Annotated in this window: 31 protein-coding genes; 2 read left to right on the forward strand and 29 right to left on the reverse strand. The window is 34.5% G+C overall.

Annotation, left to right across the window (positions count from 1 at the left end; genetic code table 11):
• Window position 1 precedes the first annotated feature (1 nt).
• The 4 genes from LAU42_RS05905 to LAU42_RS05920 are packed head-to-tail and all read right to left on the reverse strand — an operon-like array spanning window position 2 to window position 3,640.
• Complete coding sequence (locus tag LAU42_RS05905) at window positions 2-967, reverse strand: biotin--[acetyl-CoA-carboxylase] ligase (RefSeq protein ID WP_224182723.1); 966 nt, start codon at window positions 965-967, stop codon at window positions 2-4.
• A complete protein-coding gene (locus LAU42_RS05910; RefSeq protein WP_224182724.1) occupies window positions 954-2,183 on the reverse strand; it encodes a CCA tRNA nucleotidyltransferase in 1,230 nt (409 codons plus the stop codon). Before LAU42_RS05910 ends, LAU42_RS05905 begins: the two co-directional genes overlap by 14 nt.
• Complete coding sequence (gene bshA / locus LAU42_RS05915) at window positions 2,176-3,312, reverse strand: N-acetyl-alpha-D-glucosaminyl L-malate synthase BshA (protein ID WP_224182725.1); 1,137 nt, start codon at window positions 3,310-3,312, stop codon at window positions 2,176-2,178. Before bshA ends, LAU42_RS05910 begins: the two co-directional genes overlap by 8 nt.
• A 1-nt stretch (window position 3,313) precedes the next feature.
• Window positions 3,314-3,640: a nucleotide pyrophosphohydrolase gene (locus LAU42_RS05920; RefSeq protein WP_224182726.1), complete on the reverse strand. Its 327-nt coding sequence runs from the start codon at window positions 3,638-3,640 to the stop codon at window positions 3,314-3,316.
• A gap of 60 nt (window positions 3,641-3,700) precedes the next feature.
• Here LAU42_RS05920 and LAU42_RS05925 point away from each other — a divergent pair, with 60 nt between their 5' ends.
• Complete coding sequence (locus tag LAU42_RS05925) at window positions 3,701-4,573, forward strand: YitT family protein (protein WP_224182727.1); 873 nt, start codon at window positions 3,701-3,703, stop codon at window positions 4,571-4,573.
• 25 nt (window positions 4,574-4,598) lie between these two features.
• Here LAU42_RS05925 and LAU42_RS05930 read toward each other — a convergent pair whose 3' ends face one another.
• The 22 genes from LAU42_RS05930 to cmk all read right to left on the reverse strand — a co-directional run bounded on the left by LAU42_RS05930 (window position 4,599) and on the right by cmk (window position 22,308).
• A complete protein-coding gene (locus LAU42_RS05930; RefSeq protein WP_224182728.1) occupies window positions 4,599-5,294 on the reverse strand; it encodes a zinc metallopeptidase in 696 nt (231 codons plus the stop codon).
• 36 nt (window positions 5,295-5,330) lie between these two features.
• Window positions 5,331-5,921, reverse strand: a complete 591-nt coding sequence (locus tag LAU42_RS05935) for a DUF1405 domain-containing protein (RefSeq protein ID WP_224182729.1) — start codon at window positions 5,919-5,921, stop codon at window positions 5,331-5,333.
• Window positions 5,922-5,974: 53 nt separating this feature from the next.
• The gene (locus LAU42_RS05940) at window positions 5,975-6,763 is read right to left on the reverse strand and encodes a menaquinol-cytochrome c reductase cytochrome b/c subunit (protein WP_224182730.1); all 789 of its coding nucleotides are present in this window, start codon (window positions 6,761-6,763) and stop codon (window positions 5,975-5,977) included.
• A gap of 30 nt (window positions 6,764-6,793) precedes the next feature.
• On the reverse strand, window positions 6,794-7,468 hold the full coding sequence (gene qcrB, locus LAU42_RS05945) for a menaquinol-cytochrome c reductase cytochrome b subunit (RefSeq protein WP_012657017.1): 675 nt from the start codon (window positions 7,466-7,468) through the stop codon (window positions 6,794-6,796).
• Window positions 7,469-7,479: 11 nt separating this feature from the next.
• Window positions 7,480-7,983 (reverse strand): QcrA and Rieske domain-containing protein, encoded by a 504-nt coding sequence (locus tag LAU42_RS05950; protein ID WP_224182731.1) that lies wholly within the window; start codon window positions 7,981-7,983, stop codon window positions 7,480-7,482.
• A 118-nt stretch (window positions 7,984-8,101) separates the two neighbouring features.
• On the reverse strand, window positions 8,102-8,527 hold the full coding sequence (locus LAU42_RS05955) for a DUF2487 family protein (protein WP_224182732.1): 426 nt from the start codon (window positions 8,525-8,527) through the stop codon (window positions 8,102-8,104).
• Window positions 8,528-8,530: 3 nt separating this feature from the next.
• Entirely contained in the window at window positions 8,531-9,058 is a 528-nt protein-coding gene (locus LAU42_RS05960) for a YpiB family protein (protein WP_224184754.1), read from the reverse strand.
• Window positions 9,045-10,259, reverse strand: coding sequence for a tetratricopeptide repeat protein (locus LAU42_RS05965; protein ID WP_224182733.1), 1,215 nt, complete (start codon window positions 10,257-10,259; stop codon window positions 9,045-9,047). The genes LAU42_RS05960 and LAU42_RS05965 overlap by 14 nt, the downstream gene beginning before the upstream one ends.
• Window positions 10,259-11,560: a 3-phosphoshikimate 1-carboxyvinyltransferase gene (aroA, locus tag LAU42_RS05970; protein ID WP_224182734.1), complete on the reverse strand. Its 1,302-nt coding sequence runs from the start codon at window positions 11,558-11,560 to the stop codon at window positions 10,259-10,261. Before aroA ends, LAU42_RS05965 begins: the two co-directional genes overlap by 1 nt.
• Window positions 11,557-12,630 (reverse strand): 3-dehydroquinate synthase, encoded by a 1,074-nt coding sequence (locus LAU42_RS05975; protein ID WP_224182735.1) that lies wholly within the window; start codon window positions 12,628-12,630, stop codon window positions 11,557-11,559. The genes aroA and LAU42_RS05975 overlap by 4 nt, the downstream gene beginning before the upstream one ends.
• A gap of 9 nt (window positions 12,631-12,639) precedes the next feature.
• Window positions 12,640-13,800 (reverse strand): chorismate synthase, encoded by a 1,161-nt coding sequence (aroC, locus tag LAU42_RS05980; protein ID WP_224182736.1) that lies wholly within the window; start codon window positions 13,798-13,800, stop codon window positions 12,640-12,642.
• A 118-nt stretch (window positions 13,801-13,918) separates the two neighbouring features.
• Window positions 13,919-14,365, reverse strand: coding sequence for a nucleoside-diphosphate kinase (gene ndk, locus LAU42_RS05985; protein WP_224182737.1), 447 nt, complete (start codon window positions 14,363-14,365; stop codon window positions 13,919-13,921).
• 72 nt (window positions 14,366-14,437) lie between these two features.
• Window positions 14,438-15,415 (reverse strand): hexaprenyl-diphosphate synthase large subunit, encoded by a 978-nt coding sequence (gene hexs-b / locus LAU42_RS05990; protein ID WP_224182738.1) that lies wholly within the window; start codon window positions 15,413-15,415, stop codon window positions 14,438-14,440.
• 5 nt (window positions 15,416-15,420) lie between these two features.
• Window positions 15,421-16,143, reverse strand: a complete 723-nt coding sequence (locus tag LAU42_RS05995; protein ID WP_224182739.1) for a demethylmenaquinone methyltransferase — start codon at window positions 16,141-16,143, stop codon at window positions 15,421-15,423.
• On the reverse strand, window positions 16,136-16,567 hold the full coding sequence (hexs-a, locus tag LAU42_RS06000) for a hexaprenyl-diphosphate synthase small subunit (RefSeq protein WP_224182740.1): 432 nt from the start codon (window positions 16,565-16,567) through the stop codon (window positions 16,136-16,138). The genes LAU42_RS05995 and hexs-a overlap by 8 nt, the downstream gene beginning before the upstream one ends.
• A 100-nt stretch (window positions 16,568-16,667) precedes the next feature.
• Entirely contained in the window at window positions 16,668-16,940 is a 273-nt protein-coding gene (locus tag LAU42_RS06005) for an HU family DNA-binding protein (protein WP_224182741.1), read from the reverse strand.
• A gap of 125 nt (window positions 16,941-17,065) precedes the next feature.
• Entirely contained in the window at window positions 17,066-17,773 is a 708-nt protein-coding gene (locus tag LAU42_RS06010; protein ID WP_224182742.1) for a hypothetical protein, read from the reverse strand.
• A complete protein-coding gene (locus LAU42_RS06015; RefSeq protein ID WP_224182743.1) occupies window positions 17,766-17,972 on the reverse strand; it encodes a DUF2768 domain-containing protein in 207 nt (68 codons plus the stop codon). Before LAU42_RS06015 ends, LAU42_RS06010 begins: the two co-directional genes overlap by 8 nt.
• 9 nt (window positions 17,973-17,981) lie before the next feature.
• On the reverse strand, window positions 17,982-18,980 hold the full coding sequence (locus LAU42_RS06020; RefSeq protein ID WP_224182744.1) for an NAD(P)H-dependent glycerol-3-phosphate dehydrogenase: 999 nt from the start codon (window positions 18,978-18,980) through the stop codon (window positions 17,982-17,984).
• Between the two features lie 10 nt (window positions 18,981-18,990).
• A complete protein-coding gene (gene der, locus LAU42_RS06025; protein WP_224182745.1) occupies window positions 18,991-20,301 on the reverse strand; it encodes a ribosome biogenesis GTPase Der in 1,311 nt (436 codons plus the stop codon).
• A 113-nt stretch (window positions 20,302-20,414) separates the two neighbouring features.
• Window positions 20,415-21,578 carry a 30S ribosomal protein S1 gene (rpsA, locus tag LAU42_RS06030; RefSeq protein WP_224182746.1) on the reverse strand — a complete coding sequence of 388 codons (1,164 nt, stop codon included), beginning with the start codon at window positions 21,576-21,578 and terminating at the stop codon, window positions 20,415-20,417.
• A gap of 82 nt (window positions 21,579-21,660) precedes the next feature.
• The gene (gene cmk / locus LAU42_RS06035; RefSeq protein ID WP_224182747.1) at window positions 21,661-22,308 is read right to left on the reverse strand and encodes a (d)CMP kinase; all 648 of its coding nucleotides are present in this window, start codon (window positions 22,306-22,308) and stop codon (window positions 21,661-21,663) included.
• A gap of 74 nt (window positions 22,309-22,382) precedes the next feature.
• Here cmk and LAU42_RS06040 point away from each other — a divergent pair, with 74 nt between their 5' ends.
• Window positions 22,383-23,348 (forward strand): asparaginase, encoded by a 966-nt coding sequence (locus LAU42_RS06040; protein ID WP_224182748.1) that lies wholly within the window; start codon window positions 22,383-22,385, stop codon window positions 23,346-23,348.
• Window positions 23,349-23,357: 9 nt separating this feature from the next.
• Here the strand turns inward: LAU42_RS06040 and LAU42_RS06045 are convergent, their stop codons facing one another.
• From LAU42_RS06045 to LAU42_RS06055, 3 genes are read right to left on the reverse strand one after another with little or no spacing between them, the layout of a single operon-like run.
• Window positions 23,358-24,329 (reverse strand): YpdA family putative bacillithiol disulfide reductase, encoded by a 972-nt coding sequence (locus LAU42_RS06045; protein ID WP_224182749.1) that lies wholly within the window; start codon window positions 24,327-24,329, stop codon window positions 23,358-23,360.
• Window positions 24,330-24,378: 49 nt separating this feature from the next.
• Window positions 24,379-25,020, reverse strand: a complete 642-nt coding sequence (locus LAU42_RS06050; RefSeq protein WP_224182750.1) for a CBS domain-containing protein — start codon at window positions 25,018-25,020, stop codon at window positions 24,379-24,381.
• A 19-nt stretch (window positions 25,021-25,039) separates the two neighbouring features.
• Complete coding sequence (locus LAU42_RS06055; RefSeq protein WP_224182751.1) at window positions 25,040-26,062, reverse strand: LysM peptidoglycan-binding domain-containing protein; 1,023 nt, start codon at window positions 26,060-26,062, stop codon at window positions 25,040-25,042.
• Window positions 26,063-26,068: the final 6 nt, after the last annotated feature.

Consider the following 26,068-nt stretch of genomic DNA (forward strand, 5'->3'; position numbering starts at 1 on the left):
CCTACAATTCTATATCTGCACTAATAAATCGATACGTTTTACCATCTTCACCCATTACATTTAAAGTTCCATTTTCATTCATTGATGTTGCCTTTCCATATACAACATTATTACCTTCTGTATACTTTAAAGTTCTGTCGAACATTAATGCATATCGCTCATAGTCTGATTTTACATCTTTGAATTCACTGTGCAAAAATTTGTTATAATATTTTTCTAAGTTACAAATCAGCAATTTAAAAAACTGATAACGATCAATATACAGACCCGTTTCAACACTTAAGCTCGTAGCTGTTTGCTGTAACGCTTCAGGAAATTGTTTCACTTCTGTATTTAAGTTGATACCAATGCCACAAATGATTTGATTAATTTGATCCTGGTTCCCTTTAATTTCCGTCAAAAACCCACTAAGTTTCTTGTCATTTATAAATATATCATTCGGCCACTTAATGTTTACATCTTCGTAGTAATGATGCATCGTTTCTGCGAGCGCAAGTGCGATAAATAAATTAAATGTCGTTAGCTTATGAAGCGCTATATCTGGCTTTAATACGACGCTCATCCATAAACCTGTATCCGGTAATGAAGACCAATTACGTCTAAAGCGTCCTCGACCATCCGTCTGGACTTCACTTAATACGATAAAAGGGTCGCTTTCATTTAGTGCTAATTTTTCAGCCTCATCCTGTGTGGACGTCAATGATTCATAAATGAAACCTTTATGAAACAGTTGTGAATCTTCTAAAATTAAATTAATGAGATGCGCATCCCATCTTTTAGGAAACTGAATTAACGTATAACCTTTATTACTAACGGAAGTAATGTGATATCCCTTTTCCTTTAGCGCATCAATTGCTTTCCATACAGCAGTTCTTGAAATGTTTAATTGTTCAGCTAACTTTTGGCCAGACACTGCTGACGCTGAACGATATAAAACTTTAACAATATCATATTCATATTTTGACATGCTTATCAATCCATTCTAATATCGCATTCTTTTCATTTTTTAACGTATTGTGAATAACAGCATTCTCAACAGACTCGATGACCGTTTTAACCCATGGACCACCCTTTTTGTTAAAATGCTTCATTAACATTGTACCATTTATTGCGAGCATTGCTCTTGATTGTATTTGAAGCGCATCCTTTACACGTAGTATTTCTGATGCATTAAATTCTCTATATGCGTCACTTAATTCAATCTCTTCAATCAAATTAATAATATGAGCTAAATTAATGAGTTGTTCCTGACGATAATGATAGACAAGATACGGTAGTGACTTGTCTCCACGTGACAAAGTTGATAGCAATGTTACATTATCTTTGATGCTCTTTTTCTGATTATTAGACAACTTTAATATATTTAATTTATTTAATAGTGTCAGATCAATTAAATATATGTATAAGGATATATAATCAGTAAAAGACATTGGTTGATCTACAACAAAGTTTTCCATCTCTTTAAAAAATGGAATATGTTTATGAAGCTGAATTGAAAAAAATGTATTTAGTGCACCAGCAACATTTATGCCTTCAGTTAGTTTACATAATTCGATTATGATTCTCTCGATTGATACGTGTGACAATAACGGTGCATGTTTTTCCATCGCCTTCAATGTCTCGTCCTCAATTGAAAAATTAAGTACACTCATAAATCTTAATGCACGTATAATGCGCAATGCGTCTTCATAAAAACGTTTATCCGGGTCTCCTACAGCTTTAATCAAGCGTTTTTCGATATGCATCTCACCATTAAAGTAATCATATAATGTATTATGTTGAATCGCCATCGCATTGACTGTGAAATCTCTTCTTTCTAAGTCTGTTTTTAAAGATTTAACAAACGTTACACATTCCGGTCGTCGATGGTCTTCATATTCACCATCTTCGCGGAATGTTGTAACCTCAAATGGCATATCATCCTGTAATACGATTACTGTACCATGTTCTATCCCAACTGGAATTGTTTTATCAAATAATTCAACGATCTTGTCTGGCATGCAATCGGTCGTTATATCTATATCGTTGACCGGAATATTCATTAATAAATTTCTCACGGCGCCACCAACAATATATGCTTCATAGCCATGTTGATTCAGTAAATTGATAATTGATTGCGCACGTTGAAACATTAACTTTTTATCTTCGTCCAACCCACTTATCATATTTTTAATATTATTCATTTATCTTCTTACTTTCTATCAAACTTCTATAAATTTCTTCATACTGATCCGTAATATGATGTGAAGCGAATCGTTCATTTATATCATCCAGCATTTTTGTTTGAAATTGTTTGTACAGTACATCGTTCGTCAGTAAATCTATCGCATATTGACTCGCTTTTTTCGTATCTCCAATATCAACGATATATCCCGTCTCACCGTTCTTAATCACTTCTTTTATTCCACCGGCAGTAGTACCAATACATACAACTCCCGAATGCATTGCTTCTAATAATACAAGCCCAAAACTTTCTTTTTCACTCATTAATAAAAATAAGTCTGCCATTTGATATAATGGTGCAACTCTTTCCTGTTTTCCTAAAAATAAAACATGATCACAAATATTTAATGACTTCGCATAGTCTCTCATCTTAGAAAGTTCTGGTCCATCCCCAATCAATACAAGTTTTGCAGATACTTCATCCAATATACCTTTAAACGTTTTAATGACATCCTGAATGCGTTTAACTTTCCTGAAATTCGAGACATGTACGATTACTTTTTCCTCATCAGAAATACCGTAACACTGTCTTAAATATGGATTACTTTTATTTTCAAAATCTGATTCATTAATAAAATTATAAACTGTCTGTATATCTTTATCGGGTCCGATTATTTCATACGTTTCATTCGTTAATGAATTACTTACACTTGTTACGATGTCACTTTCTTCAATTCCAAACTTTATTGCTTCTTTAAGGGTAGAATCATAACCTAGTACTGTAATATCTGTACCATGTAAAGTCGTTACAATCTTTACATCTTTACGTGCAATTTGACGTCCTAAAATGCCACATATCGCATGTGGTACCGCATAATGCATATGCAGTACATCAAGGTCATATACATTTATAACTTCTGCAATTTTTGTCGCTAAAGTAATATCATATGGTGGATATTGAAATACTGAGTATTGATTCACATCCACTTGATGCACTGTTATATTGGGCATTTGAAAATGAATTCGAAATGGTGTATTCGATGTAATAAAATGAACATCATGACCTCGTTTAGCCATCATTATGCCAAGTTCTGTTGCAATGATGCCCGAACCGCCCATCGTAGGATAACATGTGATACCTATTTTCATATTATTCCTCCTCTATTCTTTCAAATCTATCATGGTCTCTCGTATTAAATTTCTGCATCGTCATATTGAAATATTCTGTCAGATCAATATCCATTGAGTTTGCAAGAGAAATTAATACGAATAAATTATCGGCGAGCTCCATGCCAATTTCTTTTTCCTGTTCTGTAAGTTTCTTTTGTTTCGGTCCATAAACATGGTTAATTTCTCTCGCAAGTTCACCTACTTCTTCCGTAAGTCGGACCATATTTTCCATTGGTGTAAAGTAACCAACTTTAAACTGACGAATATATGTATCCACTTCGTTCTGCATTTCGTGTAAAGTATTCATTTTTCTCCTCCAAATAAACAGAATATTATGTATAATAATGGTTAAGAAAGGGGATTTTATATGAATCAGCAACTTAAGATTATCAACATTTTATTTATTTTACTCGGTGCATTTATTTTTAGTTTCGGAATTGTCAATTTCAATATGGAAAATGAGCTGACTGAAGGTGGATTCACCGGTATCGCGTTAATATTATATCATTTATTTGGCACAAGTCCTGCTCTATTGAACTTGATATTTAACATTCCATTATTTTTTGTAGGGTATAAATTACTAGGGAGACTGTCTTTCATCTATACGATCATCGGAACTGTAAGTGTATCATTTTTCTTATGGTTATGTGAATTATTTCCGATGCACATTGCCCTTAAAAATGATTTACTGCTTGCTAGTTTATTCGGTGGTGTGTTCATCGGAACTGGTCTTGGTATAATATTCCGTTTCGGAGGTACGACTGGTGGAGTGGATATTGTTGCACGGCTAATGAAAAAATTCTTTGATGTCCCAATCGGGAGAACGATGTTCGCATTTGATTGCCTGGTACTTATCGCTACGTATATAACGATTGGTGATTATATCATTACTATGTATACACTCGTATGTGTGTATGTCGGTGCACGCGTTATCGATATCATTCAGGACAGTGGATATTCTGCACGTGGCGCTATGATCATTTCAGAATATCATAATGAAATATCTGATGAAATTAATCATTTATTAGAACGTGGCGTAACGATTATTTCAGCGCATGGCCATTATTCAAAATCAAATCGTCCAATTATATATTGTGTCGTTTCAAGAAATGAAATTCCACGTTTAAAGCAAATCATCAATACAATCGACCCTCATGCATTCGTATCATTACTTGACGTTCACGATGTCCTCGGTGAAGGATTCACGCTTGATGAGTTTAAAAAACCTATAGAAAGATAAAAAGTGAGGCATTTGCCTCACTTTTTTAATCACTATTTCTAGCCATCATAAAAAATCTAATAAATTCTGCGACCGCAACTGCTGTAGCAGCAACATAAGTCATTGCAGCTGCAGATAAAACACGTTTCGCATGTTTATATTCTTCTGCATTTACAATTCCTAGCTTTTCAATTTGATGCATTGCACGATTACTTGCATCAAATTCTACTGGTAAAGTAACAATTGAAAACAATACTGCAAATGACATTAAAATGACACCTGCCCAGATTGCCATCGTACCTATGCCGCCACCTTGAGCACTTAATCCCGTTAATACTGCACCTACCATAATGAGTAAGTAACTGAATGTTGTACCTAAATTTGCTAGTGGTAACAATGCACTACGTAACTTTAACATACTATAGCCTTTCGCATGTTGTATTGCATGCCCTACTTCGTGCGCAGCAATTGCTGTGCCTGCAACGCTCGGTTGTCTGAAATTTGAAGGACTGAGTACTACAAGTTTCTTTGTCGGATCATAATGATCAGATAAGAATCCTTCGCCTTCTACAACACGTACATCTGTAATACCGTTCGCTGCCAGAATTTCCTCTGCAACTTGTTGTCCTGATTTTCCACTGGTAGATTTAACACGACTATATTTATTATAAGTCGACTTAACTTTATACTGGAAATACATTGGAACTAACATAATAATAATAAAATAAAAAATATAGCTCATGTAAACACTCCTTCATAAGTATAGTTATATTTTAATTTATTGGTCAATTTTAATCAAATTATTTTGTTTGTATAAATAAAACAGTAGTAAGAAACTGCTTATAGTAAGCCAGAATGAAAAATAGCCAATATGATGTATGTAATCTGACAGCATACTATATACCGGATACTGCATATAGACGTAATCAATCACATCATTATGGAACACCCATACCGCACTAATCGTCATCACTTTTAAGTTAATTTTAAATAAAGGAAAAAACATAATCGCCTGAATGGCCATAATACCGTGTGAAATAAGAAGCATCATACCGATAGTCGTTATCGTATCGAGTTTAATAAATACGAGAATATTCATTACAACTGCCCATATACCGTATTTAAATAACGTTATAAAAGCAAGCGTTTCAAATAATGGTAAATGCTTTTTCAACAATATCGCTATTAGCGCAATAACTAAAAATAAAGATGCTGTCGGACTATCAGGGATAAATGGCATGAAATACCACTTTGCTTGCTGTAACTGTCCTGCATACCAATAGTAGCCATATAGCGTACCTAATATATTACAGACAATTATTATAGATAAAAATATTTTGTTCTGAATTAAGAAATAATATTGTGACATATCTTCACCTTATAAAAAAAGAATCATCTTTTGCAAGATGATTCTTTTAGTCATTATTTTTTAAGTGGTTTACCGTTCTCGTCAGTTTCTTCTAAACCTTCGATGAACTTACCAACTTCTTTAATTTGTTCTTCTGTCAATGTATCTTTAAATGATGGCATTGATCCAGCACCGTTTTTAACAAACGCTTCTACACCAGCTGCTGGTAAATTAGCTTTCACTAAGTTTGGACCAGCACCACCTGTTAATTCTCCACCGTGACATGAAGTACAGTTTGATTTAATAATCTTTTCATATGTTGGGTCTTTCTTATCTAAGTTCGTAAATACGATTTTACCTTGTGCAGCTTGTTTCTTCCAATCATGGTAATGTGAAGATTCCCAAGTTGTATAGAAAATAACTGCTACAGATAATAACATAAATCCAGAAGCTAACGGACGTTTTGTCCATTTACGTTCTGGTCCACGATCTAACCAAGGTGCTAACATTAATGCACCAAATGCAATACCTGGCATTACAATCGCACCAAAAGTATTAAATGGTCCTGAAGCATACGTATACTTTAAGATTTGGTATAAGAATAAGAAGTACCAGTCAGGTAAAGGTGTGTAACCCGTGTCTGATGGGTCTGCGATACGTTCTAATGGAGATGGATGCGCAACTGTTAAACATAAATATGCAACTAAGAATACCGCACCTGTCATCCATTCTTTTAATAAGAAATCTGGCCAGAAGCTTTCTGTTTTACCAGGAAATTCTGAATAATCTCGATTTAACTTTGGTTTTTCATACGATTTAATACGTGAATCACCAACAAATTTCATCCCTTTTCCGCGATGCATCTGTATAACCTCCTTTTAGAATATTCGTGTTTATAGTGGCCCCGAAATACCTTGTTTTCTAATCATAATAAAGTGAGCTGCTAACAACGCGAATAAACATGCAGGTAAGAAGAATACATGAATCGCGAAGAATCGCGTTAATGTCTGTGCTCCAACAATATGTGGGTCACCAGCTAATAATGTTTTTACCCATGGACCGATAAACGGTACAGATTCAGCGATTTGTAAACCTACTTTTGTCGCAAATAATGCTTTCATATCCCATGGTAATAAATAACCAGTAAATGATAATCCTAACATTACGAAGAAAATTAATACTCCAACTAGCCAGTTTAATTCACGTGGCTGTTTGTATGATCCAGTAAAGAATACGCGTAGTGTATGTAAGAACATCATTACAACTACTAAACTCGCACCCCAGTGATGCATACCACGTACAATAACACCTGCTGCTACATCATGTTGTAAATAATAAACTGATTTCCATGCGTTAACGATATCTGGTACATAATACATCGTTAAGAACATACCTGATAATACTTGAATTACTGTAATAAAGAATGTTAAACCACCAAAACAGTATACGAATGCAGAAAAGTGATAAGCAGGGTTAACATGCTCAGGCACCTCATGATCTGCGATATCGCGCCAAATTGGTGTAATATCGAGTCTGTCATCGACCCAATCATAGATTTTATCGATCATTTTGTCCCCTCCTATTTCACTAATTCATTTTCGTGTTTTTTACCGATTGTTAACATTCCGCCTTTTTCTCCAACTTCATATTGGTCTAAAGGTCCAAGTGGTGGTGTACCAGGAACGTTAGCGCCATTCTTCTCGTAACGACCATTATGACATGGACAGAAGAATTGGTTTGGGTTACCTTTGTCACCATTCCAAGATACTGTACAACCTAAATGTTTACATACAGGCGACATAGCAATAATTTTGTCTCCATCTTTGTAAACCCATGCGAATTCTGTAACTTCGCTCGTGTACCATGCATCTTTTTGTTCGAATTTAAAGTCAACCTTTGTTGGTTCTTCTTTAATTTCAGAAACTTTTACGCTAGTAGTGATCATTTCTCCAGCTGCACCACTTTTAAATACTGGATCTAGTGCAAAACGACCTAAAGGCATAACCATACCAGCAGCCATAAATGATCCAACTCCCATTAAGGAATAGTTTAAAAATTGGCGTCGTGTGACACGTTGGCTCATTTAATTTTCCCCCCTCTAATGCGATTCTTTTATAAAAAATATACTAGGACATATCAATTTTAGCCTATAAATATAGGTTGGTCAATAAGATGTCACAATTTAAGTACTAAAATTGTCATTATTTATTCCATATTGTAATAATATATTTCATTAATGCTTTTACATTGTCCTGAATAAATTCCTGTTTCATATTGTCATCCATTGATTCTAAAGGCATTACCGTCACTTTATGCAGATTTTCAGCTTCTATATTTAAAGTTTGAGGACAAACGATTACGACATGTTTAAAACCAAATTGTTTTAGTTGCTGCGTAACAATTTCAACTAGGTTTAATGCATCAAATAATTGAACCGGTGGTGTAACGAGCAGTCGTCCTTTAAACTGTTGTTCAGTGCCGAGCGTTACATATTGCAGCATCTCATATTCATCAGCAATTTTCAGAAGTTTTTGACTGTAGTCGACAGGAATAACTGGCACAATCGCTGTATCGATATAATCCAGCTGATCATTTAATAATAGTAAATCTCGATGATTAAATAACATACTTCATTCTCCTAACATTTGTTTAAAATTCATAAGCTGATTAAAACGTTCTTTATCTTTATTTAATAGCGTTACTTCAATGAGATTATCAATGTAATTATTTATATGTTGTTTTACAATTTTATTTCGTTGTATAATGTATAAGTTTCGTTCAATATCTTGTATCTGGTTTACATCAACTGAATGTACAAACAGATCGAGCTGTTCTTTCATTTCAATTTGCATATACTTTTGATTATGCGGTAAATAAACTAAATAAAGTGTATGTTTTAATGAAAGTAAGTAATGAAATATTACAAATGCATCTGTCACAATACCATGTGGAAGCACGAGATGAATTTTAAAATCATTGAAAATTATGAGCCGATTACTCATAGCATCATGTCGCATAAATTTTATTTTACTGAGTATATCTTCTCTGTCCTTTAATAAATTTAATATCCAGACTGTATTTTTATTTTCAATCTGATGCTGCATTAGTAAATACTTTAAGAACTGCTGGCGTTCATTTATTAAGTTAGTAATTTCCATCAAAATCCGGTTCCAGAGCAACGATTATTTTTAGCAGTTGTGCACTTCTTTCATTGTCTGCAATTTCTCTGCTGTAATAGTAATAGTCTTTTAAGAATGATATATTTTCGTTTAAACTGTTATATGCTTCCTTATAGAAATGCTTTGCTTCTTTATCTTTCTCCAGTTGTTGATAACTATATGCAAGATGCCATAATATTTCAGGATCTATATCTTCTTCATCAACGACGGTAAACAGCTGGATCATTTCTTCATACATCTCTTCTTTTCTGTAATAGTCCGCTAAAACTAAACCTGCTTCTGTGTATGAAGGATCAATCGTTAACGCCTGGATTAAATATTCTGTTCCTTTTTCGTTATGCATCTTAATCATAATACGCCCTGTATCTGCCAGCAACTCTTTATAAAATTCATTTAAGCGAATACCTTTTTGGCCAGCAATTATCGCATCTTCATATTTGCGCTCACTTTCAAGTAACTGCACAAGTAATAAATATGCCTGCATATAATCTGGATCCTTATCAAGTAACGTTTGAAGTGTTTGTATAGCTCGTTCTATAAAATCAGCTTTCTGGTAACTGATTGCTTTTTTGAAAAAGTCATCACTAGTGTAATCTTTTTCATCAACTTTTTCATAATACATTACAGCCTGTTCATAATCACCTGTTTGTAATAAACTGTCAGCTATTCTTAAATGAAGCATGATATTATTGATTTCATCAATACCACTATTAATCAACGTCTCATAATTTCTAACTGCTGGTAAGTACTGTCCATCAAAGTAATAAAGTTCAGCAAGTGCGAAACTAAGGACTGGGTCTTCACTTGACAATTCATAAGCTTCTTTCACTTTATCAATTGCAACTTCCGGCATATCCTGCTGCTGATAAATATCTGCTTCAAGCAATAAACGTTCTACTGTTTTTGGTAAACCGTGTAAGATCATTAATGCTTTATCCATTTCATTTGTATCAATTAAACTTTCAATATAGAAGCTTAGAACTTCCGGCTCTTCAGGATAAAGTTCAAATAATCTTTCAAAAACAAGCTTACCTTCCTGTACAATTCCAAACTGCATTAATGTTGCTCCGAGCTCGTATAACGCATCATGATCATCAGTAAACAATGCACCTTTCACATTTTCCGATAACCCTTCTAAATGCTGTAGATGAATTTGGTCAATTAATTGATTAATATCCATTATAAATCTCCTTTTAACTGCTTAATATGTTCTAAAAAATTAGGGTATGAGACATTGACCGCTTCAAAACGATGAATCTCTATCGGTTCTAATTCAATAAGTGCAGCAATTGCTAACATCATTCCAATGCGATGGTCATTATATGAATCAAATATATCACGCGTTCTATCTACTCGTGATTGTCCATAAACGATCATACCGTCATGAGTCGGTTGTATGTTGTATCCTAATGCATTTATTTCAGACACGACGGTGTCGATTCTGTTTGTTTCTTTCACTTTAAGTTCTTCAGCATCCTTTATTACACTTTTGCCGTTCGCATGCGCAAGTAAAAGCGCAATCACAGGAATTTCATCAATTAATTTTGGAATTAATTCTCCCTCTATCGTAATTGCGTTTAAATCTCTTGTATATGAAACGATAATATCACTTACTGGCTCTGCATTAACAGATCGCTCATTAATTTCGATATTACCCCCCATCATTTTAACGACTTCAATAATACCATTTCTAGTTATATTCGTCCCTACATTACTTAGAACAATTCTGCTGCCTGGTACGATAAGCGCAGCAACTATAAAAAATGCCGCAGAAGATATATCGCCTGGTATCGTAATGTCGTGCATCATTAATTTATCAATACTTAAAGGTTTTAATGTAATTGTATTATCAATAACGTCTAAATCAATATTGCTTTGATTGAACATAAGCTCCGTGTGATTACGTGAAATATCCTGCTCAGTAATTCGCACTTCACTATTTGCAAACAATCCTGCAAAAAGGAGTGCACTTTTTACTTGCGCACTTTTTACGGGCATAACATAATCAATACCATTGATGTCAGACGGTGTCCCTTCATTAATAACAACTGGCGTAAATCGATTTTCATTACCTTTTATATTCACGCCCATTTGTCTTAATGGCTCAATTACGCGATCCATAGGACGTTTACGAATAGAGTCATCTCCATCTAAGACTGTTTTAAACGGAAGACCTGCCAATAAGCCACATAAAAGTCGTGTTGTAGTCCCTGAGTTTCCTGTATATAATACGTCATCCGGTTCATGAAATGCTTCATATCCGGGTGAATCGACAATAATTTTATCTGAAGTGATAGATATATTTACACCGAGTTGTCTGAAAATATTTATCGTTGATAAACAGTCCTCACCTAATAGCGGCTTATGTATAACCGTTTCTCCATTATAAAGGCTCGCGAGCATTATTGCGCGATGCGTAATGGATTTATCACCAGGAACGGAAATTTCACCTTTTAGTGGACCGATAGATTTTAATTTCATAAAAACTCACCTTCTAGTTTTCTTAGCATCTCAAATGTTTGCTGTAGCTGTACTTCCTCAAATTGACGTATATGAAAGCCTGTTGATGCATTATAAACAACAAAGTTAATATGTGATGCCTCATTTTTTTTATCATTCTGCATAAGTTTATAATAAATATTAAATTCATCAAAATTTAATGACTGTAAACCTAAACGTCTCATCCAGGTTAAAATCAAAGTTAAATCCGACTTTTCAACGCCACTTAATATTAACGCAAAAATCATACCATGTAATACTGCAACACCGTGTGGCAATTTATGATGAAACTCAATCGCATGACCAAATGTATGACCGAAGTTCAGATGCTTTCTAATGCCATTTTCGAATTCATCTTCTAATATTACCTGCATCTTCGTTTTTATGCCAAATGTAATCCATCGCTCAATTTCGTTAAGATGACTTAATGCATGTTTATCAGGAATATCATTCATCAATTGCAGAAGCGTCTTACTTTCAATTATTTTACCTGTACTACTCAGTATTACATGTTTAATAATTTCAGCAAAACCACTGAGTTTTTCAGTTTGCGATAATGTTTTAAGAAAATTCAAATCATAAATCACTTTATCAGGACGTTTAAATGCGCCAATTAAATTTTTACCCGTAGTTGCATTAATCCCGGTTTTGCCTCCGATAGACGCATCATGTGCGAGTATCGTCGTCGGAATTTGAATGAAATGAATGCCACGTAACACTGTTGCTGCAATAAATCCGGTAAAGTCTCCTGTAGCACCACCACCAATTGCAAACAGGCAGCTGTTTCGCGTAACTTGCTTCGTTAATATTTGTTCAGTGAATTTAATATAATGCGCTGAAGTTTTTACTTGCTCACCAAACGGAATAAGCATTTTTTCGATATGATGTTGTTTGATAAAAGACTCAATAGCAACGCTATGTAATCCATATACATGTTCGTCAATTAATGCGATACGTTTATCATATTGCGTAAAATCATAGTTTAAATTTAATGCCCCATGCTCCACAACAATTTCATAATTGTTAACTTTATAATTAGTAGTAAATTTCATAAACACTCCTTAATATTCAAGGATAAATTGGTTGTGACGTGCTATATTTTCTTTAAGTTGATTTAAGTCATTACTCTGGAATTCATTTATTATTTCTTTCGCAAGTTCAAATGCAACAGCATGTTCACAAACGACTGATGCGGCAGGAACTGCACAACTATCGCTGCGTTCAATCGATGCCTGATACACTTCTTTCGTATCAATATCAATGGACTGAAGCGGTTTGTATAATGTCGGTATCGGCTTCATAACGGCATTTACAACGATTGGCATACCATTTGTCATACCACCTTCAAAACCACCTAAATTGTTAGACATTCTATTAAATCCGATTGCGCTATCATAGCCGATTGGATCCTGTACTTTAGATCCAGGTAAATGTTTCATATCATTTCCTGCACCAAAACTTACTGCTTTAAAAGCATTAATACTAATAACAGATTGTGCAATTTTGCCATCAAGCTTTCTATCGTAATGCACATAGCTGCCAAGTCCCGCCGGTACACCTTCAGCAATCACCTGTACTTCACCACCGATAGAGTCACCGTTAGATTTTGCTTCATCAATTTTATCGCGCATTTTTTGTGCCAATGTACCATCGATACAACGTACGTCATTTTGATCATTCTTAGACTTAATTTCAGACAAATTGTAATTACCTGTATCACGGGCGCCACCAATTTCAATGACACGTGAATAAATTTCGATTCCTAATGCATTTAGGAGCACTTTACATACAGCACCGACAGCTACACGAGCTGCAGTCTCACGCGCACTGGAACGCTCAAGAACATTCCTTAAATCTCTATGTCGATACCTCATCCCACCGACTAAGTCTGCATGACCTGGTCGTGGTTTTGTAATTTTTCTGCGATCCGGCGTCATATCTTCAGTAACTTCTACACCCATAATTTTTAACCAATGTTTATGATCATCATTATTAATTTCTATCGTAATTGGGCTGCCGAGTGTCACACCATGACGAACACCTGACGTTATTACAACTGCATCTTTCTCAATCTGCATACGACGCCCACGTCCATACCCACCTTGGCGCTTAAACATTTCTTTATTGATCATGTCACTCGTTAATGCCATATTAGAAGGAATCCCTTCAATAATAACCGTTAACTTTGGACCATGCGATTCTCCAGCTGTTAGAAATCTCATCTTAAAACCTCACAATATATAATAAGTATTATTATAACGCACTTATGACAATAATTATAATCAAAATGAAAAAGGTTAAGACAGTCTGTCTTAACCTTTTTCATATTCAAAGACTCTATTAGTACACCCAAGCAGATGTTACTAAGTCATATGATAAAATTTCTTCTTCTTTGAACCATAACGCGATTTCTTTTTCAGCAGATGCTACTGAATCTGAACCATGGATGATGTTTTTACCAACAGTCATACCAAAGTCTCCGCGAATTGTTCCAGGTGCACTTTCAGCAGGATTTGTTTTACCTACTAAAGTACGTCCGATTTCAACTACGTTTTCTCCTTCAAGAACCATCGCAAATACTGGTCCTGAAGTAATAAAGTCAACTAATTCACCGAAGAATGGTTTTTCGCTGTGCTCGCCGTAATGTGTTTTTGCTAATTCTTCTGAAACTGTCATTAATTTAGCGCCAACAACTTTGATGCCTTTGTTTTCGATACGTTTTACAATCTCTCCGATAAGGCCGCGACCTACACCGTCAGGTTTAATCATTAAAAATGTTTTTTCCATGGTTATCCCTACCTCTTTGTAATTTAGTAAATCCTTAAATAGTTTACCATTGTAAGCGATTACTTGCAATTGTTAATAAACACGTTTTAACATTTTTTCGTGGATTTCTTCTAAATAATTTTTAATATTACTATCCTGTAATTGACTCAAGTGATATTTCGCTTTATCACCATATTTTCTGCTCAGCACTTCTGCAGGTTCAATTCCATATTGTTTAACTTGCGAAACAATATATTGATACACTTCATCTTCTGATGTCGATGTTAATTGTTTAACAACCACTTCAAGTTCATCGTCATTACGCTCTTTCAAATTAGCGATAGCGGCCATAAGCGGATACGTAATATGACCGTTTCTTATATCGCTACCGACAGGTTTACCAAGTGTTGCTTCGTCACTTGTGTAATCTAGAATATCATCAATAATTTGATAACTCATTCCAATACAATGCCCAAATTGTTTTATATGGTATGTGGATTGTTCATCAAGCTGTGAGCTGAGAGCCCCTAAATGACAGCTTGCGTCTATCAGTATCGCTGTTTTACGATTAATACGTCTTAAATATGCAGTAAAGGATACAGGGTAATTAAATCGATCTGCCATCTGGTCGAATTCACCGAAACAAACTTCAAGTATCGTTTTACTAAAAATTTGATGGAATTTCGAATTATTGATAGTTGCAATATTTTGTAATGCACGTGCTAATAAAAAGTGTCCTGTGCGAATTGCTGTGTCTTTATCAAAAGCTATATGAACCGAAGTATTCCCACGACGCATATCACTATTGTCTATGTAATCATCATGAACGAGACTTGCCATATGAACGAGCTCAAGAGATACTGCAGTACGAATTAAGTTATCCTTTTGTGTATCATTAAGAAAACCACTTAACAATACAAACATCGGACGAACACGTTTTCCTCCTGAACTTAATATATGGTGTGCCGCCTTGTTTATCGATTCAGAATCACTCTGAATACACTCATATAACCTTTTTTCAACTTCAATGATATATGGGTTTAAAAACGCTTTATAACTCAAAGCAATCATCCATTCTATTTTTCTTTCGGCTTGTATGCAAGATGCATCGCACTCACGCCACCAGTAAATCCTTTAAATTTAATGTGTGTAAATCCAGTTTCAGCCATTAAATGTGCTAACGTATACTTATCAGGAAATTCAAAAGCACTTTGCTGTAACCAGCTATATTCCTTCATTGACTTAGCAAATACTTTGCCAAACAGAGGCATAACGTATTTGAAATATAATTTGTAGCCTTGTTTAAATACTGGCATTGTTGGATGACTCGTTTCTAAAACGACAATCATACCGCCAGGCTTTAATACACGATACATTTCTTCTAATCCTTTTTTATAATCCGGTAAGTTACGTAAACCAAAACCAATCGTTGTATAGTCAAATACATTATCTTCAAATGGTAATGCCATCGCATTACCATGAATCAATTCAATATTTTGTATATGATTTGTTTTTTCTTGTGCAACGCTTAACATATTCTCACTGAAATCAAGACCTGTAACATGACCATTTTTACCGACAGCCTGTGCCATCTGAATTGTCCAATCACCAGTACCACAGCATACATCAAGTGCTTTCGACCCATTTTTAACATTCATTTGTTTCATCGTATATTTACGCCAGGATTTATGCTGATTAAAACTTATGATATCGTTGAGGCGGTCATACTTTGTCGATACATTCTGGAATACATTATGTACAAGCTCACTTTTTTCCTGTCCATTTAACTGTTTACTCATAAGACACCACTTTCTCATTGTTCATATAAGGTTGTATGAACATATAATGAATTTGTTTATTAATATTATGCAAAGCAATTTCGTCTGTTATCGTTGCTCTTATTGATTTTAATTCATTGATACGACTTACACAATCCGTCAGTACTAAAAAATCATGCTGATAAAATGGCTCTGATAAATACTTATAAAATAATGCACTCAAAACATCCGTTGATAGTACATAATTGTCTTTATTATCTTCATTGATCAAATCCTGCATACGCATACTCGTATCAATGGCAACAATCGCACACTTTACATTTTCATCGACATTTAGATTATCAACGAGCTTAATGATTTCAGCATCAAATTCAATTTTTTTGAAATATGGATATCGACTTGTAAGTCTTTTTAATTCTAGTTCAATTTTATGTAAATAACGCATTGATCTACCTCTATTTTTGTCCTTTTATTATTATAACGATAATTTATAAAAAATGGTATAAGAACAAATAAAAAAAGCCCATAGTGGGCTTTAGATACAATTATTTAACTGCATCTTTTAATGCTTTACCAGCTTTGAATGCTGGAACTTTGCTTGCTGGGATTTCAATTTCATCACCAGTTTGCGGATTACGTCCTTTACGTGCAGCACGTTCGCGAACTTCAAAGTTACCGAAACCAATTAATTGTACTTTCTCACCATTAGATAATGATTTTTGAATTGATTCGAAAACAGCATCTACTGCTAAACCAGCTTCTTTCTTAGTTAAGTTAGCGCTATCAGCAACAGCATTGATTAAATCTGTTTTGTTCATGTCAATTCACCTCCCCAACAATTATGTAAATGATATATAAAATATCATTATGTAATGACTTTAACATAACAAACGTTGTCACTGCAACGATTATTGTATATATTCATGTAATTTTTTGTAGATTTTTAATGTTGAATGGTTTTAAAAACAGGTTCATTTTTGTCATTTACAGTATATGGAACAGAATATGCCGGTAAAATTGGATTATCCTTATACAAAATTGGTCGAATATCTTCACCTGGCTTGAATTTAACCTTATTTTTATTTAAAGCGCGCGCCAAATCGATGCGATAATCAATTTTGAAGTCATTACCACCATTAATGTAAATTGGTAAAGCTTCGCCAGAATATGGACTTTTTACCGTTGGGTATGATTTTAATCCATACTTTTTATAATCAATTTCGTATATGTTCGGTCCTATTTTCTTCCCTAATGCGAGTTCATCAGAACGCGTTTCTAATCTAATACGTAAGTTTTTTAGCGCTTCTGATGTACGGAGATCAATAAGCATTACTTTTGGATGCGTATCAACGTCCATCATCACATATTGATAGTATCCTCCCATTTCAAAAGAAGATCCTGGTAATTGAGATAAATATTTCGGTTTTAGTTTTCCAAAATCAATCGGGTGTTTTAAATACAATTCATAAGACGCATCTCTATCTTTAAGCGGTAGTAATCCTCCAGTATCTTTCTGATAATTCGTAATAGCCTGCTGAACCATATTTAACTGGTCCTGTGGTGCGACTTGATTTTCAGCTAATTCTTCTTTCGGATACATACAACCGCTTAGTAGTAATGAAACGACAACTAACAGTATCATTTTACGCATGACTGGAACCACCTAACACGATAAACATTAATAGTGCACTTATTACTAGTGCCGCATATGCTAAAAACGTTACAAATATATTTAATGGTTTATTCGTAATTTTAAAGCGTGCAACATAAATTAATATCATTGCTGCAAGCATTAACCCTAACGAATAAAACGAAACCCACATTAAGTCCATTCTAGATATATTAAACATATTGTACCTCTATTCGTTCGTTTTTTCTCTATTCATTAAATTTTGTACACCTTCGTGTACATCGAGTCCTTCAAATAAAACTTTGTATAATGATTGTGTAATCGGCATTTCAACACCGAATGCGTCAGCCATTTCATTTGCCGCTTCAGTCGTACGAACACCTTCTACTACCATGCCCATATTGCTTAATGCTTCTTCTAGCGTTAAACCTTTACCGAGCATATTACCACACTTCCAGTTTCTTGAGTGTACAGAAGTACACGTTACGATAAGATCACCGATTCCGGCAAGACCTAAGAATGTCATTGGATCTGCACCCATTCTTGTGCCTAAACGCGTAATTTCAGCAAGTCCTCTTGTCATTAAAGCTGCTTTCGCATTATCTCCATAACCTAAACCATCTGTAATACCTGCGGCTAGTGCGATAATATTTTTTAATGCCCCGCCGATTTCGACACCGACTAAATCATCATTTGTATAAATTCTGAAATATTCATTCATAAAGATATCTTGCGCAATTTGTCGAATCGTTTCATTCTCACTTGCGACAGCAACTGTTGTCGGGTGTTTGAGCGCGAGTTCTTCTGCATGGCTCGGTCCGCTAAGTACAGCTACACCTTCCATATTTTCAATGTCTATCTCTTCAGAAATCATTTCGGATATTCGCTTAAACGTATGCGGTTCGATACCTTTTGATACATGTATAAAAGTTTTTTTATTATTAATTACTTGATTGATTTGCTGCATTACAGAACGTATTGCTTTCGTTGGTACAGCAATAATAATAATTTCTGCATGATGTACGACATCTTCAAGAACGTCAGATGCAGCTAATTTAACATGTAAATCAATATCTTTTAAATACTTTTCATTTGTATGATGCGTATTAATCTCTTCAATTGTCGCTTTCGTCTTCCCCCACATTAATACGTCATGACCATTTTCTGAGAGTACATTCGCTAATGCAGTCCCCCACGAACCCGTTCCAATAACTGAAACTTTCATCATAATACCACTCCTAATTTCTCTTTCTTGCAATTAAATGTAATGGCGTCCCTTCAAATCCAAAGGCAGCTCGAATTCGATTCTCTAAAAATCTTTGATATGAGAAATGCATCATTTCAACATCATTAACAAAGAATACGAATGTTGGCGGCTCAATTGCAACTTGTGTCGAATAAAAGATGTTTAAACGACTACCTTTATGTGTTGGCGTTGGATTCATTGCAACTGCATCCGTAATAACCTCATTAAGTGTACTGCTTTGAACACGTTTACGATGGTTTTCACCTGCCATATTAATTAGTGGGAATAAAGTGTTTAAACGTTTACGCTCCTTTGCTGAAACGAAAGCAATCGGTGCGTAATCCAGGAACTGGAAGTTTTGACGAATCTTATCTTCGAACTTTTTCATCGTTTTAGAATCTTTATCAACAGTATCCCATTTATTAACAACGATTACGATGGCTTTACCTGCTTCGTGTGCATACCCTGCAATTTTCTTATCCTGCTCAATGATTCCTTCTTCAGCATCAATGACAACAAGTACGACATTTGAGCGCTCAATAGCTTTTAATGCACGTAATACCGAGTATCGTTCAGTCGATTCATAAACCTTACCTTTTTTACGCATACCGGCAGTATCAATCATTACATATTCCTGATTTTCAAATGTATATACTGTATCAATTGCATCTCGTGTAGTTCCGGCAACAGGTGATACGATTACACGTTCTTCACCTAAAATAGCATTAATTAAGCTTGATTTCCCTACATTCGGTCGCCCAATTAAAGAAAACTTTATGACATCATCATCATAATCTTCTTCATGCTGCTCAGGAAAATGCTTTGCCGCTTCATCAAGTAAGTCACCAATACCTAAGCCGTGTGAACCTGAAATCGGAAAAGGTTCTCCAAATCCTAATGAATAAAACTCATAAATATCTGCACGCATCTCTGGGTTATCAATTTTGTTTACGCCAAGCACAACTGGCTTATTTGATTTAAATAATAACTTCGCTACGAAGTCATCTTCATTCGTTATGCCATCTCGACCATTAACCATAAAAATTATTACATCTGCTTCATCAATTGCTATTTCAGCTTGTGCTCTAATTTGTTCCTGGAATGGCTCATCACCTAGTTCAATTCCTCCTGTATCAATAATATTGAACTCATGTGTTAGCCATTCTCCGCTTGAATAAATTCTGTCTCTTGTCACGCCGGGCGTATCTTCTACAATTGATACACGTTCTCCGACGATTCTATTGAAAATTGTAGATTTACCTACATTGGCACGTCCTACAATCGCTATCGTTGGTTTCGTCATTTTATCTATCCTCTCAAATAATATCCCTATTATTTTAACATATATTCGCTTATATTAATATTTAAATAAAAAAGGCAAGGATCAGTGCGATCCTCACCAAATATATAAGATGATTATAAATTTAAGTTTTTAAGTTTCTCTCCGAAAACATCACCTAATGTAGGTGCATCTTCGTCATCTTGTGCATTTTCATTACTTAAGTAAGAAGTATCAAAATCTTCTACTTGTTCCTGAGTTGCTTTAATTGATAAACCGATACGTTTTTCTTCTTTGTTAATATCTAAAATTTTAACGTTTACTTTTTGACCCACTTCTAAAACTTCAGATGGGTTGCCAATATGATCATGACTAATTTGTGAAATATGTACTAAACCTTGTAGTCCTTTGTCAATCTCAACAAATGCACCGAAGTTTGCAAGACGCATCACTTCACCTTCAACTACATCTCCAACATTGTATTTTTCTTCAATCGTTTCAAATGGCCCTGGTAATGCAGCTTTAATTGATAATGATACACGTTCAGCATCTTTATCTACGCTTAATACTTTAACTTTTACTTTATCACCAATTGATACAGCATCTTCAACTTTATCAATGTGGTCATGTGTAATTTGTGAAATATGCACAAGTCCGTCAACTTGACCAATGTCAACAAATGCACCGAAGTTAGTAATACGGAGCACTTCACCTTCAAGTACTGATCCGACTTCAATTTCATCTAGACGTTGTTCTTTCTTCACTTTATTTTCTTCTGCTTCAATCACTTTATGATTTAATATCACACGATTTTTCTCCTGATCAAGCTCTTCAATTTTTAAAGTTAACACTTGATCTACATAATTAGAAAAATCTTCAATGTAATTTGTAGAAATAAGTGATGCAGGAATAAATCCTCTTAAACCAACATCTACAACTAATCCGCCTTTTACAGCTTCTTTAACTTCAGCTTCAAGCGTTTCACCACGTTCGAATTTCTCTTTTAAAGTTTCAAATGATTCTGATTCATCAAGTTTACGCTTTGATAAAATATAATGTCCATCTTCTTCTTTGTCTTCAATCTTTGTAACAAACGCTTCAATCTCATCGCCAATTTGTACGACTTCTTCAGCGCTTTCGATATGTAAACTTGAAAGTTGACTAATCGGAATAATACCGTCATATTTCGCACCATCTAAGTTAAGTACAACATGCTTTTCTTCGATTGCCTGAACGGTACCTTTAACTTTATCTCCTTCATGAATTTCTTTAATCATTGCTTCGTTAAATTCTTCTGTCATTGTGGATTCCTCCTTGAGTTTACAACTAGTGTTATAATAAACTTCTTATAAATTGACTAGAAAGTCAAGAAATTAGCATTGTCTATTTCTTTCGTGCAAGTTCAATGATTCTGTTCGTTACTTCTTCAATTGACATACCTGTCGTATCAATTTCAATTGCATCATCTGCTTTTGTTAATGGCGAGATTTCACGGGTCATATCTAAATGATCACGACGTTCAATGTCTATTATTAGTTCTTCAAGTGTAGCTTCAATACCTCTATTTTGATTGTCAAGTAGTCTACGCTCAGCACGTTCCTGAACTGAAGCTATCATATAAATTTTAAGTTCAGCATCCGGTATTACTTTAGTACCGATATCACGACCATCCATCACTACACCTTTATTTTCTGTCATTTCCTGCTGTAACTTCACAAGTTTCGTTCTAACACTTTCGTAACTTGCGACTTTTGATACATTTAACGTGACATCATTCTCTCGTATACGGTCACTTACATCAATACCATTTAAATATATACGTTGTCCATTGTCATTGACAATCTTCAAATCAATCAACTGAACTAAATCATCAATTTCCTTATCCGGTTGTTGAATATGTAACAGCGTCATTGCACGGTACATCGCACCTGTATCAACATAAACCATTCCGAGAATTTCAGCTACACGTTTCGCAATCGTACTTTTCCCGGCAGCTGCTGGTCCATCAATTGCAATATTTATTTTTTTCATAACGATACCTACCTTGTTGTTTAATCTTAATTATTTTATCATAGAGCTATATTAATGTATATTGGAGGAACAAAATGAAGAATATTCTCGTCATGCATACAGGTGGCACAATCAGTATGTCTGAAAACGCACATGGTGTTGTAACAACGAATGACACAAATCCGATGACAAATATTGAAATGATCAGAAATATCGCAAACATTACTGAAAAACATCTTTTTCAAGTTCCATCACCTCATATGACTTTAAAACATATGAATATTTTGCGTAAAACAATAATAAATGAAATATATGAAGAAAATTATGACGGAATCGTCATCACACACGGGACAGATACTTTAGAAGAAACAGCATATTTCTTAGATTTAACTTTAAATGTTTCAATTCCGGTTATCTTAACAGGGGCAATGCGTTCATCAAATGAAATTGGTGCTGACGGTCTGTACAATTACATTTCAGCTATACGCACAGCTTGCCATGACGACGCTAGAAATAAAGGTGTCCTTGTCGTATTTAATGACGAAATTCATACAGCGATGAACGTTACAAAAACACATACTTCAAACACAAGTACATTTCAAAGTCCTAATTATGGACCTCTTGGCATTATTACGAAAAAGGACATTTTCTTTCACCACTTACCATTAACATATCCACCACTTGTAAAGGTTAATGAAAACGTAAAGGTAGGACTTATTAAAGCACATAGTGATCTGGATGCAGATTTAATTAAATTTTTTGCTGATAATCATTACGATGGACTCGTTATTGAAGCATTAGGTCAAGGAAATTTACCACCGAGTGCATTACATGGTATCCAATATTTAATCGACAAAAATATTCCAATCGTCATTGTTTCCAGATGCTTCAATGGTATTGCAAGCGGCAATTATCAATACGAAGGTGGCGGCTTCGAATTACTTAATATGGGACTTATTTTCTCAAATGGTCTAAACGGACAAAAAGCCCGACTGAAACTCATCGTAGCAATAAGCAATGGTCTGGCTGACACGTCACTTCAAAATTACTTCAAAAAATAAAGAGGCTTTTCAGCCTCTTTTTCTCTTTATATCTTCAGCAATCATTCCTCCATGAAATTTTCCGTTCTCAATGAAAATCGTATTAGCATCGTTTCCCGCTGCGATAACACCCGCAATATATAAATTCTTAATATTTGTCTCCATCGTTTCATGATTATAAAATGGTGCAGTTCCATATTCATTCGTGATAAGCTCAATTCCCATGTCACTTAAAAAAGTATAATCCGGGTGGTAACCAATCATTGCAAAGACTGTATCATTTTTAATCGTTTTTTCTCCATCAGGCGTTTCAATCGTAACTTCATCTTCAGTAATCGACTTTACATGACTATTAAAATGCAGTTTTATTTTTTCATGATTAACAAGTGATTCATAAAGAGGTAATATCCATGGTTTTACACTTTTAGAATAAGCATCTCCACGATAAACAGCTGTAACACGTGCACCCGCTTTCTCAAGTTCAATTGCTGCATCTACTGCAGAGTTTTTTCCACCGATAATGACAACATCTTTATCGAAATATGGATGCGCTTCTTTAAAGTAATGATGTACTTTCTTTAAATTAGCGCCTGGAACTTCCAGTTTATTTGGCTGACCGTAATATCCTGTTGCAACAGTCACATATTTACATTCATAGTTATTCTTATTTGTCGTGACGATAAACGTATCATCTTGTTTATATACTTTTAATACTTCTTCATTTGAATGAATATTTAAATCATGGTGCTTTACAACACTTCTGTAATATACAAGCGCCTGATTCCTTCTCGGTTTATGTTCTTCTACAATAAACGGAATATCACCAATACTTAACTTTTCACTTGTTGAGAAAAATGTCTGATGTGTCGGATAATTATAAATCGCTTCGACGACATTCCCTTTCTCAATAACGATATTTTCAATACCACGTTTTTTCTGCTCTATACTTGCAGATAAGCCACACGGTCCTGCACCTATTATAATACTTTCGATTTTAATCATAGTCGTCACCTTTCTTTAAAGAAAAAAGGACTCCTCAAGAGTCCAGTTTTTATTCGTGTTCCTGAATATCGAGTATTTTAAACCCATTGTTTTTTAAATACTTCGTAAATTTTTTTATATTTTTATGATCTTCAACTTTTACTATCATTCTGCGATGCATTTTATCTGTCTCATCGAATGTTACAAATGAAATTGCATTCAATTTATATTTTTTAAGTGCAGATGCTAAACGCATAATACGTCCTTCAGCATCAATTGATGTTATCGCAATACGTACACCTTTTTGCTTCATTCCGAATGCAGATTTAAATTGTTCCATCACGTCAAAACGCGAAACTACGCCTAAAAATTCATTTCTATCATTAATAACACTTAAAATCGGAAAATCCTGTAATGTTAAAAATGATTCTTCAAATAACGTGTCATCTTTAACGCTATATTCATCTAGAGGTAAAATATCTTTAATTTTAGTTTCTTCAATAAATTCATCACGCGTTTTATTTGATTTCATAAAGAAGAAATGCCTAAAAATACTATAACGTGTAGCAGTGCCTACATACTTACCAGCTTCTACTACCGGCATCCCATCTATACCATGATGTTCAAGCTTATCGATAACACTTTTTACGGTATCATCCGGATTTGCAACATAACACTTTTCTTTAGGAATCATTATTGATTTTAAATACATAAATCCATCCCCTTTAATATTATTTAGGAATTACTAAAGTTTGGCCTTGAGCAACATTATTTCCAGATATTCCATTTGCTTGTCTAATTTTTTCTACGTTTTCTGGAGATCCACTACCATAATATTGAATTGCAATACGATATAAATTTTCTTTAGCTCCGACAACATGCGTTGATTGTGTATTAATATTTTGTGAATCATTTGCTGAATTTTGGTTATTTGATGTATTTTGAGTATCGTTTTCTACAGTCGCTTTTTCTTCGGCTAATTTTTTCGCTTCTTCTTGATCTTTCGCTTTTTGTTCAGCTGTTTTTTCTGCTTTCTCTTTTTCTGTTGCTGCTTTTTCTGTTGCTGCTTTTTCTGCTGCCGCTTTATCTTTTGCAACCTGCTCTTCTGCAGCTTTTTCTTCAGCAGCTAATTCTTTCTCTGCTTGCTTTTTCTCTTCTGATGCATTCTTATCTGCATTAGACTTTTCTGCATTAGACTTTTCTGCATTTTTTGTAGCAACTTTCTCAGTTTTATTTTCATTGTCACCTTGAGAATTAATGTAGTTCGCAAGTAATAACATAATCGGTAATAATATTAAAATTCCTGCAATAAGTGGGATAAATTTCTTTAAACCACTATCATCGCTTTTATGATTTTCTTCTTTAACTTTATTTTGTTGATGATTATTCTCGTTTGGTTGATTCTCTTTTGCATTTGCTTTATTAACTGTTGCTCCGGCTGCCGCACCAGTAACAGCTGCTGTTTTCTTAGTTTTAGAATTATTCTGTTTTCGCTGTTCTTTTTGCTTTTGATTTGAAGTATTAGCTGGAGCTACTGCTGCACCTTTTTTATGTTTTGAGTTGTCCTCACGCTTTTTTCTTTCTTGAGAACGATTGCGACGAGAAGCACCACGTGGTGGGAATATGTCTTCTTTTTCTTGTTCTCCTTCGTAAGTCTCACTTACAACTTCTTCTTTTTCCACTTCTACGTCTTTTTGTCTTTCAACTTTTTGCTTGCTCTTTTCAAATTCATCTTTAAAATCGTTTTTTGTCACAATATC

The organism is Macrococcus armenti (genome assembly GCF_020097135.1).
In the GTDB taxonomy this organism is placed as follows: domain Bacteria; phylum Bacillota; class Bacilli; order Staphylococcales; family Staphylococcaceae; genus Macrococcoides; species Macrococcoides armenti.